The following is a 17,253-nucleotide window of genomic DNA, read 5'->3' on the forward strand; positions in this document are numbered from 1 at the left end:
TGGGCCTCTGTGATCTTTCTGCGCATACTATGCCTCTTTCTTTACAATCTGATCCTGCGTTTTAAAAATATGGGCTGCTGGTACATAACCGCGAACAGAGGATGTCGGATAAACATTCACATTCGGTCCAAGCACTGTACCCGGATTCAGAACACTGTTGCATCCTACCTCTACACAGTCTCCCAGCATTGCACCGAATTTCTTGAGACCAGTCTCAATATTGCCTTCACCGGTATGAACAACCACCAGCTTCTTATCTGACTTAACATTGGAAGTAATAGAACCGGCTCCCATATGTGCCTTAAATCCAAGAATGGAATCTCCCACATAATTATAATGCGGTACCTGAACTTTGTTGAAAAGTATGACATTTTTAAGCTCAGTTGAATTACCGACAACTGCACCTTCACCCACAATCGCATTACCACGGATAAATGCACAGTGTCTGACTTCTGCACCCTTGCCGATGATCGCTGGTCCATGAATATACGCAGATGGGAATACAGTCGCATCCTTTGCAACCCACACATCTTCACCTCTGTATTCATAGTCTTCTTCAGGCAATGTTGGTCCAAGTTTCTTGATAAAATCACCAATCTTCGGAAGTGCTTCCCATGGGTAGGTGACGGATGACAATAACTCTGCTGCAATTGTTTCCGACAATGTGTACATGTTTGCAATTTTTAGTCCTTCATACATTTTGAATACCTCCATTTATTCTATATAAAAGTTACTCTGTTGAAACCTTACCTGTCTGCTTCTTCGCATTGGATGAAACTTTTTTGATCGTCTTTCCTTTTGCTGACGAGCGCTGTTCTTTCTTGTAAAAAGCTGCACACCGGTCATAGTTGCCCCGCAACTGATACTGGTTATGTAAACCCATAACCCTGCCTGTACGATCAGATATAAATCGTTCCAGTTTCTCCATATAAACATCCGATGTAATACTGCCTTCCGCCACATACGTTAGTCCTTTTTCCCAACTGGCTGTTAATTCTGGATTCAGCAGTGATCGAATGGAGTTATCTACAACTTCATAGACCATCTCTCCCAGCTGTGTCGGTGTCACAATCTGTGTCTTTTTATTCAGCGCCAGGTAACGGATTGTAACAAGCTTTTTGAGAATCTCTGCCCTTGTCGCACTTGTTCCGATTCCGGAACCTTTGATCTGAGCTCGCAGTTCCTCATCTTCGATCAGCTGTCCTGCATTTTCCATTGCCAGAATCAGTGAACCGGAATTGTAACGCTTCGGAGGCGACGTCTCGCCTTCTTTGATCATCAACCGTTTCACCGGCAGATGGGAACCCTTTTTCAAGTCCTTCAGCATATCTAGAAAGGCCGTATCACACCCTACATCTTCTGTTTCATCGTCCTTTTGTCCCTGTGTATTCTGAGCTTTCTTCGGAATACCGGCAACTTTCAGATAGCCTTCATCCGTCAAAACCTTGAAACTGGCATAAAAACTCTCTGTCCGCACCTTCAATGTCATGGATAACTTTCTGTACTGTGCCGGCGGATAAAAAATACTCAGGAAACGTCTGCAGATAGCTTCATAAACGCTTTCTGATTGTGGATGAAGACTTCTCAGAGCCCCCAGCCCCTGACCGGTCGGAATAATTGCATAATGATCTGTAATCTGTTTGTCATTGGTATATCGCGTAGATGCAATTTTCTTATAGCTCCCCATAGCCAGTACTTTATCTGCAAAAGCAGCAAAAGCCGGTACCTGTTTCAAGCCGCTGATATTTCTGTCGATTTCCTTCGCTACAGCCGTCGAAAGGACTCTGGCATCGGTTCTCGGATAAGTCACCAGTTTCTTCTCATATAACTCCTGGACTATTTTCAGTGTTTCATCCGGACTGATTTTAAACATACGCGAGCAATCATTCTGAAGTTCCGCCAAATTATATAAAAGCGGCGGATTCTTCTTCTCTGTTTTTCTCTCAATGGCTGTGACTTCCGCTTCCATCGGTTGCACACGCTCAATATATGTTATCAGCTTCTGTGCATCCTCTTTCGTCTTAAATCCATTCTCTTTATATAAAACCGGTTTCTGCCATGCCACCGATTCTTCTGTCACACGCCATTCAGCCTCCACTTCCCGTCCCAGGATATCCGTAGCAGCAAGTACCCGATAAAACGGTGTCTTGACAAAATACCGAATTTCACGTTCTCGCCGCACCACCATGCCAAGCACACATGTCATTACGCGCCCCACAGAAATAACGGTATACTTCGTACCAAGATAATTAGACATCGACTGCCCGTATTTCAGGGTCAGCAGTCGTGAAAAATTAATTCCCATCAGATAATCTTCTTTGGCTCTCAAATAAGCCGCATCTGCCAGATGATCATATTCAGACAACGGCTTAGCTTCCCGGATGCCTCTTAAGATTTCTTCTTCTGTCTGAGAATCAATCCACACCCTCCGTTTATCTTTGTCCCCAACATGTGCCATCTGATCCACCAGGCGATAAATATATTCTCCTTCTCTTCCTGAGTCGGTGCAGACATAGATGCAAGTGACATCCTCTCGATTCAGCAAACGCTCCACAATACGAAACTGCTTTTTCACATCATCAATTAATTCATATTTAAATTCTTCAGGCAGAAACGGCAATGTATCCAAAGACCATTTCTTCAGCTTCGGATCATAAACTTCCGGATAACTCATCGTCACCAGATGTCCGACACACCATGTCACAACTGCATCTGCTGACTCAAGATAGCCATCCGATGCACGTCCGTCGACATTCAATACTTTGGCAAATTCTTTGGCCACACTGGGCTTCTCTGCTATATATAACGATTTACTCTGCACTCTCTATTCTCCGTAAATTTTATATTATTATCTGTCATTTTTGTTTATCACATATTTTATCACACTTGTCAAGTCATGAAAAATTTTTCCGAATCCTTTTTATTCGTGTTATAATACACTTATCTGCATTTTGTTGCAGACAAATAAAATCATATTAAATCATTTATCGTAAGGAGGTTTATAATGACACCAAAACAACAGTATTATAAAAAAATTGCAGATACAATGATCTCAAATCTTAAAAAACGCGGTTTTGAAGCTGATTATGTTCCTGACAGACAGGCCGCACTCAGGGCTATCACACCTTATCTGACCAAAGGAAACACTGTATCCTGCGGCGGTTCTATAACCCTTGACGAAATTGGCTTCAATACAGCCGTCAAAGAAGCTGACTGCATCTTTCTTGACCGTACAATCGCCAAGACCCAGGAAGAAAAAGATGCTGTCTATTCCAAAGTTGCAGTCTGCGATTATTACTTCATGAGTACCAATGCCATCACAACAGATGGCCTTCTGGTCAATATTGACGGCACGGGCAATCGTGTTGCTTCTCTTATTCATGGCCCTAAAAATGTCATCATTATCGCAGGCATGAACAAAGTCTGTCCTGATCTTGATTCCGCCTACAAACGTGTCAAACTGTCAGCAGCACCTCCGAATACTGTCCGCCTGAACCGCAAGACGCCTTGCGCTGTCACCGGTCAATGTGCAGACTGTCTGAGTCCGGACTGCATATGTACCCACACAGTGATCACCCGCCGTTCCAATATTCCGGGCAGAATCAAAATTCTCCTTGTAGGTGAAGAGCTTGGCTACTAAGATGCAGCATCAGTTATTATTCTTCGATATTGATGGGACATTATTATCCAATGCCACCCATCAGATTCCGGAAAGTGCACTTTCAGCCATCGCTGCTGCTCAGAAAAATGGGCATCTGGTTTTCATCAATACCGGACGAACCATCCGTACTATGCCGTCTTTTCTCAAAACCCTTGGGTTTGATGGCTATCTCTGCGGATGCGGCACACGCATTGTCTATCATGATGAAATTCTGCTGGCTCATTCTTTTACCGAAGAAGAAGGGCAGCTTCTTATTGATCTGATGGACAAATGGCACATTGAAGCCTTTCTTGAAGGCTCCGAAGATGTCTACTGCAAACGCGGCGCTTATCGCCAGAGAATTATGAATCAGGTACGAAAATCCTTCAATGATAAAGGGCTTGGGCTCTCCTGCTTTATCGAAGACCGTAATTTCATCTATGACAAATTCGTCCTTGTCTCTGATAATCAAGCCGATTCTGATGCTTTCATTCATGAAATCGAATCGTTCATTGATGTCATCGACCGTGGAAAGGGCATGTATGAATGCATTCCCAAGGGATTCTCCAAAGCTTCTGCTATGCATCTACTGGCCGAACATCTGGATATCTCCATGGACAACACATGGGCCTTCGGTGACAGCAGCAACGATCTGCCGATGTTCGAAGCTGCAGCACACGGCATCGCTATGGGTGAACATTCACCGGTTCTTGAACCATTCTCTGAGATGATCACAGATACTGTTGACAATCATGGCATCGCCAAGGCACTTTTACATTTTGGACTCATCTAAAATCCGTGGTTTTCCCGCGCATAAGGGGCTGACGCAGATATATCTATCCGCATCAGCCCCTTTTTGACAGTTTCAACATCAAATATTATTCATAAAGCGGATGTTTATCTGTCAGTGATTTTACAATAGCTGTTGCTTTCTCTTTATTTCCTTCGAAGTCTTTCAATGTCAATGTAATGGCTTCTGCAATCTGATCCATATCGTCTGCATCAAAACCTCTTGTTGTTGCAGCCGGTGTACCAAGTCTTAAGCCACTTGTAACAAATGGAGACTGTGGGTCATTCGGAATTGTATTCTTATTGCATGTGATATGCACCTCATCAAGCATCTTCTCAGCCTGCTTGCCTGTCAGCCCAAGATTCTGAAGATCTACCAACATCAAATGATTGTCTGTACCACCGGATACAATCGTAATACCTCTCTTCATAAGGCCTGCAGCAAGTGCCTGAGCATTCACAAGAATCTGTTTCTGATAATCCTTGAAGTCATCGCTGAGTGCTTCCTTCAATGCAACAGCCTTTGCTGCGATCACATGCATCAGAGGGCCGCCCTGAGTACCCGGGAAAATAGCCGAATTCAGTTTCTTTGCATATTCTTCTGTACCGCAGAGAATCATACCGCCTCTTGGTCCGCGAAGTGTCTTATGGGTTGTTGTTGTAACAACATGTGCATAAGGGATCGGGCTTGGATGCAGACCTGTTGCCACAAGACCGGCAATATGGGCAATATCAACCATCAGAATAGCATTAACCTTGTCTGCGATTTCTCTAAATCTCTTGAAATCAATTGTTCTGCAGTATGCGCTGGCACCAGCAACAATCAACTTCGGCTGACATTCAAGAGCAATTCTTTCTACTTCATCATAGTCAATAAAACCTTGTTCATTAACACCATAAGGTACACAATGGAAATACTTGCCTGAGAAATTGGCTGAGCTTCCGTGTGACAGATGTCCGCCCTGATCCAGAGCCATACCCATAAAAGTATCACCCGGTTTCAGGAATGCCTGAAATACTGCCATATTAGCCTGAGCACCTGAATGTGGCTGAACATTGACATAAGCAGCGCCAAACAGCTTCTTGGCACGCTCAATAGCAAGATTTTCAACAATATCTACATACTGGCATCCGCCATAATATCTCTTGCCCGGATAACCTTCTGCATACTTGTTCGTCAGTGGACTGCCCATTGCAGCCATAACAGCTTTACTTACAAAGTTCTCTGATGCGATCAACTCAATATTCTGGTTCTGTCTTCCTTTTTCTAACTGGATAGCTTCTGCAATTTCACTGTCTACAGCCTGAATTTCATCAAATGTGTACATTTATGCACGACCTCCTTTGTTGTCTACAGAGCACCTTTGGGAACTCTGCTTTTCATGTATAACATTTCAATTGAACTTGAATACCAATTATTCTTCTGTCTGTTCAGCTTCATTCACACGGATACCAAGTTCTTCAAGCTGCTTCTCATCAACTGTATCCGGTGCATTGGTCAAAAGACAGGATGCATCTTTTACCTTAGGGAATGCAATAACATCTCTGATACTGTCTACTTTGGCCATCAGCATAATCAGACGGTCAAGACCATAGGCCAGTCCTGCGTGAGGCGGAACACCGTACTTGAAAGCATCCAAGAGGAAACCAAACTGTTCGTGTGCTCTTTCCTTGGTAAAACCAAGTGCTTCAAACATCTTCTCCTGAATATCATCCTGGTGAATACGGACACTGCCGCCGCCAATTTCTGTACCGTTAAGGACAATATCATATGCCTTTGCACGTACACGGCCTGGATCTGTATCAATATACTGAAGATCTTCTTCCATAGGCATTGTAAATGGATGATGCATTGCCTGGAATCTGTTCTCTTCATCAGACCACTCTAATAATGGGAATTCTGTTACCCAGAGGAAGTTGTACTGGTTCTTATCAAGCAGTCCCATCTTGTCTGCCAGTTCAAGTCTCAGTGCACCTAAAGACGCATATACAATCTTGTTCTTATCTGCCGCAAACAGGAGAAGGTCTCCAGGCTCACCCTGCATAGCTGCAATTAATGCCTGCATTTCTTCATCCTTCATGAATTTGGCGAATGAAGACTTGATCGAACCATCCGGCTGGATGGCAATATAAGCCAGACCCTTTGCGCCGTAATCCTTCACAAAAGCAACCAGTGCATCAATCTTCTTACGAGGCATTGTGCCCTGTCCCTTTGCATTGATACCTCTTACAGAGCCACCATCTGCGATTGCATTCTTAAATACTGCGAACTCGCAGTCTCTAACAACATCTGTGACATCATTCAGTTCCATACCGAAACGTGTATCAGGCTTATCTGAGCCAAAACGATCCATTGCTTCCTGCCATGTCATTCTCTGAATTGGCAGCGGTACATCCACACCAATGATCTCCTTGAAAAGACGTGCCAGAAGACGTTCATTTACATCAATAACATCATCAACATCTACAAATGAAAGTTCCATATCCACCTGTGTGAATTCAGGCTGTCTGTCAGCACGAAGGTCCTCATCGCGGAAACATCTTGCCAGCTGGAAATAGCGATCATAGCCTGATACCATCAGAAGCTGCTTGAACAGCTGCGGTGACTGAGGCAGTGCATAGAAAGATCCCGGATGGACACGGCTTGGAACAAGATAATCTCTTGCACCTTCCGGTGTACTCTTTGTCAGCATCGGTGTCTCAATCTCAAGAAAGCCCTCTTCTGTCAGAAAATTCCTGATAACAGCACAAGCTCTGCTTCTCATCATAATATTCTTCTGGATATCCGGTCTTCTCAGATCAAGATAGCGATATTTCAAACGAAGTTCTTCCTTTGTCTTACTGTTCTCTTCAATATGAAATGGCGGTGTCTCGGATTCAGATAAAATTCTCAGCTGCTCTGCAATAACCTCGATCTCGCCTGTTGCAAGATTCTTATTCACAGCACCGGCACGTTCACATACCTGACCTGTAACAGCGATAACGAACTCACTTCTGAGCTTGCCTGCCTTTTCAAAAATCTCAGTACCACACTTATTCTCTTCAAAAATAATCTGCAAAATACCTGATCTGTCTCTTAAATCGACAAATACAACGCCGCCTTTATTTCTGCTCTTTTGTACCCAGCCCATCACTGTGACAGTCTGTCCAACCTGAGCTTTACTTAATTCTGCACAACGATGGGTACGTTTCATACCGCTCATTGATTCAGCCATATTAAGACTCCTCTCTCTGCTCTTTTGTATAAATATTAATCATTATAAACTTTTTCAAATTCTTTGAAGCCTTCTGCTTCGAGCTTCTCAATCTGCTGCTTCATATTCTTGCGCATCGGCTGAATCGTAACAGTTGTTCCTTCTGCACGAAGTGCCTTTGCACGCTTAAAGATCTCGAGCTTTCTGTCAAGGGGCACATTCTTGCCGATAAGAATTGCCAGATTCTTCTCCGAAACAGGTGTCACTGTCTCCAACTTGTCTTTCAGGATCGTGATAATACGCTCAAAACCGATGGAAAAGCCGCATGCACTGACATCCTGTCCGCAGAACTTGCCGATCATCTTGTCATAACGACCGCCGCCTGCAATGGAGAAATTATATCCATCAATGCTGATCTCAAAAATTGTGCCTGTATAATACCCCATACCACGCACAAGTGTCGGATCAAATGTAATCTTCACATGCTCATTAATCATAGCCTTTGCACAGGAAATAATATCATCTACGCCCTCAACAACCTTTCTGTCAAGGTAGTTCTCTGCAATATCACTGCAGAAATCACCGCATGTCACATCACCCTGAAGGGATTCGTAAATTGCAAGATAACGTGTTACAACATCTTCTGCATAACCATTCTCAATCAGTTCCCTGCGAATGCCCTCAAGGCCAATCTTGTCGTACTTATCCAGTGAAATAAGCACAGAACCAATAGCCTCTTCTTCAAAACCTGCCTGCAATGCAGCCGCACGGAGAATCTGTCTGTCGTTGATATGGATCGTAAAATCTGTAATGCCCACTTCACTGAAAATCTGTGACAGCATATCAGATGTTGCAGCTATAAGCTCAATCTCTGCCAGATTCGTATCATCACCGAGAATATCTATGTCACACTGTGTAAACTGACGAAAACGTCCCTTCTGAGGATTATCTGCACGCCATACATTACCAATCTGAAGGGCCTTAAACGGTGTCGGCAGCTTCTCTTTGTTATTCGCATAATATCTCGCCAACGGAACTGTCAGATCGTATCGGAGACCATTGTCTGCAAACTCCTGCTTACCTGCCTCGATTGCTCTTGTCAGATCAGCACCTCTCTTCATCACCTTGAAGATCAATTTCTCATTGTCACCGCCCTGCTTGGATGTCAGGTTCTCTATATGTTCCATAACTGGAGTTTCAATCTGCATAAAACCATAGGATGCATAGCTGGTCTTGATCATCTGCAGAATATGTTCTCTGAGACGCATATCTGCAGGAAGCATATCGCACATGCCCTTTACAGGTGTTTTAATGAACTTCATTCTATCGTATACACTCCTTTTAATTATTCGATCCTAACGTTTCTCACGATTTCTGAAAAAACGCCTGTATACATTCTAGCCTATATTGTCCCGAACCGCAAGGTCTGATTTTAGAAAGTTACAATAATAAATTCTATAAAAAGCCTTATGCGGCAATAATCAGCTTATTGCACTTATGTAAATATCGATAAACATGGTCTGACAGCACTTCTTCATCCGATACCACCTGATGATTCATCGTCCCCACGATCTGTCTCAGATCCCAGGCACTCATATCATCCATAACCGGCAGCAAAAGAACTTCATGAATACTGCTGGGCAGCACAAAGAAATCCCTCCCAATGTCGGACGCAAAGCGCTTCAGACAATCTGTATAAAACAAAACCGAAGCTCCGTTCAGCCGGATCTCATTCGTCAATACATAAAGTGGCATCGTTCCTGTCTCCGGCCTCTCCTCAAGAAATGCATCATAAGCTTCAGCCATCGGCCCCTCTGCCATCTCATGAACCATATCCTGTATCGGCTCCAATACATCCTTCCACAGTCTCTGCATATTCGCTGCCGCTGTCTTGTAAAGATCCGTCTCTGACACATGCCACCACTTCATCATCTCATTGCTGACCAAAACTGTGCCGATTCGACTCTGCTCTTCTTCGACTAATACCCGAAATGTCACTGCAAGATCTAACGCCTTGATAAAAGGACAGTCTGTGAGCTGACGACTGTTTCTCTCATAATTCACTGCCTTCAGGATAATATGCTCCCTGACATTCTCAAAATGCTCAAACCAAGCGCCATTCACCGACAAACCGTCTGCCTCCTGCTGCCGACAGATGCTGACCATCTGCTCTGCCAGGTCATCCGGTGAAATTCCCCGAAGATACTGCTCATAAATATCTCTCATGTAAAAAACCGGTGCAAAGTTTTCTCTCTCCTGCCGGATCGTCATAATCTCCGACATCACGCCATTATTCTTCTCAACCTCCGTTAAAACAACTTCCGCTTCTCTGTCCTCGTTCAAAACGGCCTCTACATTCTCCCGAATATATGTCACAAACTCCCCGTATGTTAAAATTGACTGATGCATGATCTTCCTCCCCATATCATTAACTTTGTTCCGGCCGTGAACTTTTGTTTGTATTTATATTATAGCGGCGACATTTCCCTTCATCAATGATGATTCATCGACAACACCATAAGTCATCCGACATCAGTCAAAACCATTCGTCAACACTCTCCTGCCATGCACCCCTTCTAATGATAAAAAAACCGGCACAGTTTCCTGCACCGGCCCACATATTATGCTCTTACAGCCTTCTTTAATAAATGCTTCAGATCATCCACACTAAATTCGTAGTGTCTGCCGCAAAAATGACAATTCACTTCAATCGGTTTCTGATCGTCGATCATATCCTGGATTTCCTTCTTACCGATACTGATAATGGCTCTCTCAACACGTTCCTTGGAACAGTCACAAACATAACCCGTTGGTGTCTCCTCGTAAAATTCCACATCAAAGCCATCCAGAACACGGCGGATCATGCCCTCCGGTGTCTCGCCTTCCTCGAGCATCGTTGTTACAGAAGGGAGCTTCTTCACGTTCTCTTCCAGTTTATCAATCACTGCGTCTTCTGTAAACGGCATCAGCTGAAGAATAAAACCGCCTGCCTGTTTCACTGTATTATTCTTCTCCATCAAAACACCCAGAGCCACACTTGAATTGATCTGTTCGCTGGTCGCATAATAATAGGTGAGATCTTCCGCGATCTCTCCGGATACAAGCTGCGTCTGCCCAACATATGGCTCTTTCATACCCATATCCTTGATTACACTCAAAACACCGAGATCCAGGGCCCCGCCTACATCCAGCTTGCCTTTGCTGTTCGGAGGCAGCATAACATCCGGGTTATTCACATATCCCTTGACAGTGCCATCGGACTTTGCAGTCACCGTCAGGCCTCCGATTGGCCCGCTGCACTGAATCTGCAGTGTCAGAAGATCCTTCTCTCCCTTCATCATGCTGCCCATCATGGCACCTGCAGTCAGAAGACGTCCCAGAGCAGCTGTCGCCACCGGGCTCGTGTTATGTATCTCTCTGGCCTTCTCTACTAAATCTCTTGTGGATGCCGCAAAAATTCTGACCTGGTTGCCGGCTCCCGAAGCATGTACAATATAATCTGACATTTTCTACTCCTCCATCCGTTTTAAACGGTCTTCTTCCCGTGCTCTCTTGCTACAAAATAAACCCTTTCACTATCAGGCTTCGGTTTATTATACGTAAAAGCATCATAAATTGCAAGTACCTCCATACCTGCTTTTTCAATCAATGCTCTGACTGTCTCCGATGAATAAGCTCTCTGATAATGGGTTTCGCAGTAACGTCTGAACAAATCGCCCTCTTCCTGAACAAAAACTGTCAGGTCATATTCATTGATCATTTCTTCTTCATCATAAAAATTATCCCATATAAAGCTGCATTCCTCGCGGTCTTCCGCAATAGTCTGCTCTCCAAGGATCTCCTGGTACTTGTAAACAGTATTCAGGTCAAATATAAAAATACCGCCCGGATCCAGATAATTATTCACCAGGGAAAAAACCTGTAAAAGGTCATCCTCCTCAAGAATATAATTCATACTGTCACAAATACTGACGGCTGCCCGCATCGTACCATAAAGTTCGAATTCCCGCATATCCTGCAGAAGATACAAAATATCCGGTGATGATTTTTCCTTTGCAATGGTCAGCATCTCCTCCGAAACATCAATGCCTGTCATATCATAGCCATGGGCATCAAGATAACGGGTCATGGCTCCGGTTCCGCATCCCATATCCAGAACCAGGCCGTCCTCCACACCATATTTTTTCAGCAGGGAAACAAGATATTCTCCCCATTCATCATAGGGTACATTATCCATGAATGTATCATATACCTGCGCAAATCCTGTATAAGCTTCCATACTTCATTCCTTTTTCTTATTTTGTGTATTTCTTTTTCTGATCATGCCTCCGATCCTTCCTGATTCACTGGCAGTCAATGCTCCCCAGCCGCTTTTCTCAATTTTTTCAAAAAGTCCAAGTTCATCGGCAATCTCGTATTTTAATTGTTCCTGCAGTTTAAGTGTCCGAATTGGCACCTTTTCACCATTTTTCTTTGTTATCTTTCTATTCAGAATATCTCTTTCCACGATTCGGTTCATCTCCTGTTCAACAAAGAGTCTCCCCACTTTCGCAGATATTATTCCCGATTCATTTTATCTCATAGACCGCAATATATCCGGCAATCGGCTGTTTATGGCTGATTCTCTAAATTTCAATCCAACACTTTAATGCAAATGAGTAAATCAATTTCTGACGGACTTTTTTCTGAAGCATCTGCTCCAGTGCCTGCTGATAATCATCCAGCTGCCGCTTGTAACGTTTTTTCAAAATATCTGCACCGTCTTGTTTTGAGACATGGTCGGTCTTGTAATCCAACAGAATCAGTTCCCCATTTTCTTCAAAATAAGCATCTATGATTCCCTGTATCAAAACAGTTTCTTCACTGTCCACTTCCGGATACAGTGCGGATACCGGCACACCCATAACAAACTGCGCTTCACGATATAATTCATGACGTCTGTCCGCCTCTGCCATTCGAAACCCCAGATTTGAAAACACCATATCAGCGATATCCCGAATCCTGATACTTTGCCTCTGCTCTCCGGATAAACGCCCTGCGGATGTCATCGCATTTAGCTGACTGCGCAGCCATGCTTCATCTCTTTCATCGGGACGCCCCGCAAAATCGATCAGTTCCAGTGCCCTGTGATAAGCTGTACCACGGAAAGCCCCGACATTCGAAACTTCGTGTGTTTCATCCACTTCCTTATCCTTCATAAAATCAGGCAACGCCTCTTCTGTTTCTGATTGCTTTTCAGCCAGGGCCATCCCCGGTGCCGGTTCCGCTTCCATGATTGCTTCCATGGCATATTTTTTTAATTCTGAAACAGAATATTTGCCTTTGACTGATAATAATGCTTTCTGAGGATACTGCCATCCTTCTTCCCCGAAAAGTCGTTTAGAAACGTCCGTCTCCGACACATCGGACAAAGTATGCTTTCGCTGAAGCAGTTCTTCTTTCTGCCATTTTTTATCTATAACGCGCCCCACTTCACGGCCGGCAAGGGCACGGATATCCACCATTCTGAGCGTCACAACGTTCTCGGCTTCTCCGTTCATTACAGCCGGCATGATCCAGTCCAGATAAGACCTGGCGGATGTCAGCATCCAGTCAGGAAAAACTTCACCCAAAATTCCACTGTTTCTCTGCCAGATTTCAAGCTTTTTGTCGGTATTTTTCAGGCTCTCCATGCCAGTCATAATCAATTTTTCCTTGGCTCTGGTCATAGCCACATATAAAATCCTCTGCTCCTCTGCCAGCGTTTCCAGATTCAGTCGGGCCGCAATAAATTTCTTATAGGCAGATGTCATCTTTTTGCGGGTCTTAAGATTGACCGCATCCAGCCCGATGCCGCTCTTTGCATGCATAACCAGCTTGCTGATGCTGTCCTGAAAATTAAATTTTTTGCCCAGTCCGGCCAGAATAACAATGGGATATTCCAGCCCTTTACTCTTATGGATACTCATGATCCGTACACGGCCTTTGTCATTTTCAGGCATCACCGCCTCACCGAAATCAATCTGGTTCTTTTTGAGCTGTTCAATATATCGCATAAAGTCAAACAAACTGCTATAACTGCTGGCCGCATAAGCCACTGCCCGCTCACGCAGCAGATCAAGATTGGCCTTTCGCCTTTCGCCCCCCGGCAAAGCCTGAACATAATCATAATAGCCTGTCCGATCATAGATATAGCGGATCAGCTCATGCAGTTCCAGATAAACAGAAGCTCGCCGGATATCATGAAACATCGCAAGAAACTTTTTAAGCTTTGCTGCTCCCGGTGTCTCTTCACTGCATGCCATACATGCGCCAAACAGACTGCCTTCTGAATGTTTGGAACGGATCAGAGCCATCTCTTCCGAAGAAATACCGGCGATCGGCGAACACAAAACCGCTGCCAGCGGGATGTCCTGCCCCGGATTATCGACAATTGCCAGGAACTGAAGCATTGTCCGTATCTCCAGTGTGTCAAAAAATCCGGCGGACATTTCAGCCGTGGAAGGAATATTCTCTGAAGCCAGCACATCCACAAACTTCTCAGCCCATCCTGTCACCGTTCGAAGAAGTATGACAATATCTTTGTACCCAGCTTTCCTGTAATCTCCAAGCGCACCGTCATAAATATCCATTCCATGCTCCGGATCTGTCAATTCCCGGATCCTGACTGCCGCCAGCTTCGCCTCAAGCTCCACAGAATCCAGGCTCTCATCATCCGGCTCCGTCGTCTCACCGTCTCCCTTCAGAAACAGAAGTTCCGTATTGTCCGCAATATTTTTTCCTTTTGCCTCCGGAAATGCCATTCCCGGATAAAGAGCTGCCTGATCATCATAGTCAATCCCGCCGAGACTCTTCTTCATGATCTTACGGAAAATATAATTCACGCCAGAAAGTACACTTTCCCTGCTTCGAAAATTCTGTGAAAGATCAATACGCTGCCTTGTTTTCTGACTTTCTCCAAGAGCATAATGGTGATATTTTTCCATAAAAATAGCTGCATCTGCCAGTCTAAAACGATAAATGCTCTGTTTCACATCTCCCACCATAAAACGATTATACTGACCTTTGCGTTCTCTGGACAAAAGGCTGAGGATCAATTCCTGTACCTGATTGCTGTCCTGATATTCATCGCAGACAACCTCTTCATAAAATTCACTGAGTTCATCTGCAGCAGATGTTGGTTTCACCTGCATCTGCCCCTGTTCATCTTCTGAAAAATCAGCCAGAAGCTGCAACATATAATGTTCCAGATCTGAAAAATCCAGCATATTCCGGTCATTCTTTACCGCCATAAACTGCTGTCCGAAAACTTCTGTCAATTCGATCAGCATCCTGACCGACGGGCGGATATAAGTCAGCTCCGCCTTCAGTTCTTCAAATGTGTGTACAAAATAGCCATCCCTAAGCCCTTCTATCTCTGATTTGAAATCCGCATGAATCTCCTTCACTTTCTCTTTAATCTTCGGGTCAACGGACGCCGCCGTTCTCGGCAGACGTTTCCAGACGATCTTGTGCAAAATTTCTCTGCTGCCGTCATAATCTTCCGACTCACCAAGCATCTGAAACCACTTTTTATCATCCTCGATCACCGGAAGATAGGCTTCCACACCATTGGGCTCAAGACAGAATGCCCGGGCTTCCTCAAAAAGCGGCAGATATTTGGTCAGAACATTATTCAGCTGCATCATGGCAAATTCTTTCACCTGATCGGCTCCATTATGCTCTTCATCTGTCGAATAAGCCGCCAGACAATGCTTCAGCCAATATTCCGGCCACGGAAATCCTCTTGAATAATCATACAGCGCAATGATCATTTCTGCAATTCCCTGGTCGGTCTTGCCGTTGGCATAGCGATCCACAAAAGCTCTGAAGGCCCTGTTTTCTGATGCATAATAAGTCTCCATCACATCCTCTGCCACATCGGATTTCAAAAGCTTCAGTTCAGCTTCATCTCCCAGTCTGAAGGACGGATCCAGATCCAGTACTTCAAAATGTTCACGGATTGTTTTCAGGCAGAGACTGTGAATGGTTGAGATCTGGGCACAGGGCAATAAAAGCTTCTGCCGGATCCATGATGTGTGATCCGGTTCTTCAAGCAATTTCTGATCCAACCCTCTGCCAATACGTTCACGCATTTCCGCTGCAGCCGCATTGGTAAATGTCACCACAAGCAAGCGCTCAATATCCACCGGATGCTTTTCATCCGTCAGTAATCGGATCAATCTTTCCACAAGGACTGCGGTTTTGCCTGAACCGGCTGCCGCTGATACAAGCACAGAACAGCCCCTTGCATCAATGACCGCCTGCTGTTTTTCACTCCACTGAATACTCATTCTCCCGCCTCCTTTCTGATTGCTTCCCAGATCTCGTCTTTATTCATTTTTTTCAGGCGCTTCCAGTCAAATCCATCAAAGGCCGGATCAAAACCACATACCGACTTAAAGCTGCAGTAATCACAGGCCTTTTGTGTTCCGTACCGATAAGGATGTACGGAAATATCACCTGAAAAAATCTTTTCCCCTAATCGCTTTGTTGTCCGCTTCACATGCCATGAAAGCACTTCAAAATTCTCCGGTGCTGCTGCACTGGATAATGCAGACAATGTCCCGTCTTTTTTTATCTTGACCGGAAGAACTTTCGGTGGTTCCTCCGGGTGATGATCCATATGTCGAACAGCATCGCCATCATCCAGCACAAGACCATCCACCGCCAGCTGTTCAAGAATTGAAAGCACATCCTCTGCAGCACCGGATGAATCCGAATAATCTTCATTCTGCTCATCTGAACCGACAGGCTGGTTGCCCGCAAAATCCCGAAAATTGTCTGATGTCACAAAAGGATCATCAATGTGATAATACAGAATTCCCGCCGGAATAACGATGCATTGCTTCTTTTTCTGCTGCTGTTCCTCACGTGCCGCATTCATATAGACCATCAGCTGCAGCTGCAGACCATGAAAGACAGATGCCAGATCGAACTTTGTACGTCCGGACTTGTAATCTATAATCTTCAGATAAACTTTGTCATCTTCCTCACACAGATCCATTCGGTCAATCTTGCCATTTAAAGACATGACGCCCCGATCCCCGTAAGACAAATGCATCTGCTGATTCTCAAGTTCCGTCGTAAAACGGACTTCATATCCGACCGGCTCAAAATCCCCCTTCTTCAATTGCTGCTGCAATGCCCAGATGGTTCGTTTGGTCATGCGCATGATTTTCTCAGTCAGATAATTGGCACGCATACTGTCCTGCATCACAGAATGATTATATTCCAGTACAACGCTGCTGACACATTCTTCCACCAGATGATCCCGGATCTCATCCGGAATTGTCCGCCACTGATAGCCGCTCCGTCCGATTCTCAGTGAAAAACGTTCGATTGCCTGATGAAAGATCATGCCAATATCCGGTGCCTGTACCTGATAAATTTTCCTTTCTTTTAAATGGAGTCCATAGGAAAGAAAATGGGCATAGGCACAGGCTGCATATTTCTCCAGCATCGTCACACCGCCCGTCAGCTGCCCGCCGTAAACGGCCCTGACAGCCGCCTGAGACAACTGCTCATCCCAATGCCTGTAAAATGCTGCTTCCACCAGCTGTCTGGTCTTCTCTGCATACTCCGGCCTTGACATAAACCAGTCATAGACAT

General features: G+C 44.7%; 13 protein-coding genes. 2 read left to right on the forward strand and 11 right to left on the reverse strand.

Annotation, left to right across the window (positions count from 1 at the left end):
* Nucleotides 1–27: 27 nt before the first annotated feature.
* Both WMO25_RS05575 and WMO25_RS05580 read right to left on the reverse strand, forming a co-directional pair.
* Nucleotides 28–699 carry an acyltransferase gene (locus tag WMO25_RS05575; protein ID WP_015515435.1) on the reverse strand — a complete coding sequence of 224 codons (672 nt, stop codon included), beginning with the start codon at nt 697–699 and terminating at the stop codon, nt 28–30.
* Nucleotides 700–730: 31 nt separating this feature from the next.
* Nucleotides 731–2,821 (reverse strand): DNA topoisomerase, encoded by a 2,091-nt coding sequence (locus WMO25_RS05580; protein WP_349084524.1) that lies wholly within the window; start codon nt 2,819–2,821, stop codon nt 731–733.
* A gap of 183 nt (nt 2,822–3,004) precedes the next feature.
* On the opposite strand from WMO25_RS05580, the gene WMO25_RS05585 reads away from it, so the two are divergent.
* Both WMO25_RS05585 and WMO25_RS05590 read left to right on the forward strand, forming a co-directional pair.
* Nucleotides 3,005–3,640, forward strand: a complete 636-nt coding sequence (locus WMO25_RS05585; protein ID WP_349084525.1) for a lactate utilization protein — start codon at nt 3,005–3,007, stop codon at nt 3,638–3,640.
* On the forward strand, nt 3,630–4,433 hold the full coding sequence (locus tag WMO25_RS05590; protein WP_349084527.1) for an HAD family hydrolase: 804 nt from the start codon (nt 3,630–3,632) through the stop codon (nt 4,431–4,433). Before WMO25_RS05585 ends, WMO25_RS05590 begins: the two co-directional genes overlap by 11 nt.
* 85 nt (nt 4,434–4,518) lie before the next feature.
* On the opposite strand, the gene glyA is transcribed toward WMO25_RS05590, so the two are convergent.
* The 9 genes from glyA to WMO25_RS05635 all read right to left on the reverse strand — a co-directional run.
* Nucleotides 4,519–5,757, reverse strand: coding sequence for a serine hydroxymethyltransferase (glyA, locus tag WMO25_RS05595; protein WP_015515432.1), 1,239 nt, complete (start codon nt 5,755–5,757; stop codon nt 4,519–4,521).
* 87 nt (nt 5,758–5,844) lie between these two features.
* Nucleotides 5,845–7,644 (reverse strand): aspartate--tRNA ligase, encoded by a 1,800-nt coding sequence (gene aspS, locus WMO25_RS05600; protein ID WP_015515431.1) that lies wholly within the window; start codon nt 7,642–7,644, stop codon nt 5,845–5,847.
* A 35-nt stretch (nt 7,645–7,679) separates the two neighbouring features.
* On the reverse strand, nt 7,680–8,945 hold the full coding sequence (gene hisS, locus WMO25_RS05605; RefSeq protein ID WP_015515430.1) for a histidine--tRNA ligase: 1,266 nt from the start codon (nt 8,943–8,945) through the stop codon (nt 7,680–7,682).
* A 145-nt stretch (nt 8,946–9,090) separates the two neighbouring features.
* Nucleotides 9,091–10,032, reverse strand: a complete 942-nt coding sequence (locus WMO25_RS05610) for a DUF5688 family protein (protein WP_349084528.1) — start codon at nt 10,030–10,032, stop codon at nt 9,091–9,093.
* Between the two features lie 212 nt (nt 10,033–10,244).
* The gene (hslO, locus tag WMO25_RS05615) at nt 10,245–11,129 is read right to left on the reverse strand and encodes an Hsp33 family molecular chaperone HslO (protein WP_117527536.1); all 885 of its coding nucleotides are present in this window, start codon (nt 11,127–11,129) and stop codon (nt 10,245–10,247) included.
* Between the two features lie 20 nt (nt 11,130–11,149).
* Nucleotides 11,150–11,902: a class I SAM-dependent DNA methyltransferase gene (locus WMO25_RS05620; protein WP_349084529.1), complete on the reverse strand. Its 753-nt coding sequence runs from the start codon at nt 11,900–11,902 to the stop codon at nt 11,150–11,152.
* Nucleotides 11,903–11,905: 3 nt separating this feature from the next.
* Nucleotides 11,906–12,130 carry an alpha/beta-type small acid-soluble spore protein gene (locus WMO25_RS05625; protein ID WP_242993792.1) on the reverse strand — a complete coding sequence of 75 codons (225 nt, stop codon included), beginning with the start codon at nt 12,128–12,130 and terminating at the stop codon, nt 11,906–11,908.
* Between the two features lie 118 nt (nt 12,131–12,248).
* Complete coding sequence (gene addA / locus WMO25_RS05630) at nt 12,249–15,935, reverse strand: helicase-exonuclease AddAB subunit AddA (RefSeq protein WP_349084530.1); 3,687 nt, start codon at nt 15,933–15,935, stop codon at nt 12,249–12,251.
* On the reverse strand, nt 15,932–17,253 hold a 1,322-nt coding region (locus WMO25_RS05635; RefSeq protein WP_349084532.1), incomplete at its 5' end, for a PD-(D/E)XK nuclease family protein. The genes WMO25_RS05635 and addA, both read right to left, overlap by 4 nt.

It is taken from the genome of Coprococcus intestinihominis (assembly GCF_040096555.1).
GTDB classification, from domain to species: Bacteria; Bacillota; Clostridia; order Lachnospirales; family Lachnospiraceae; genus Coprococcus_A; species Coprococcus_A intestinihominis.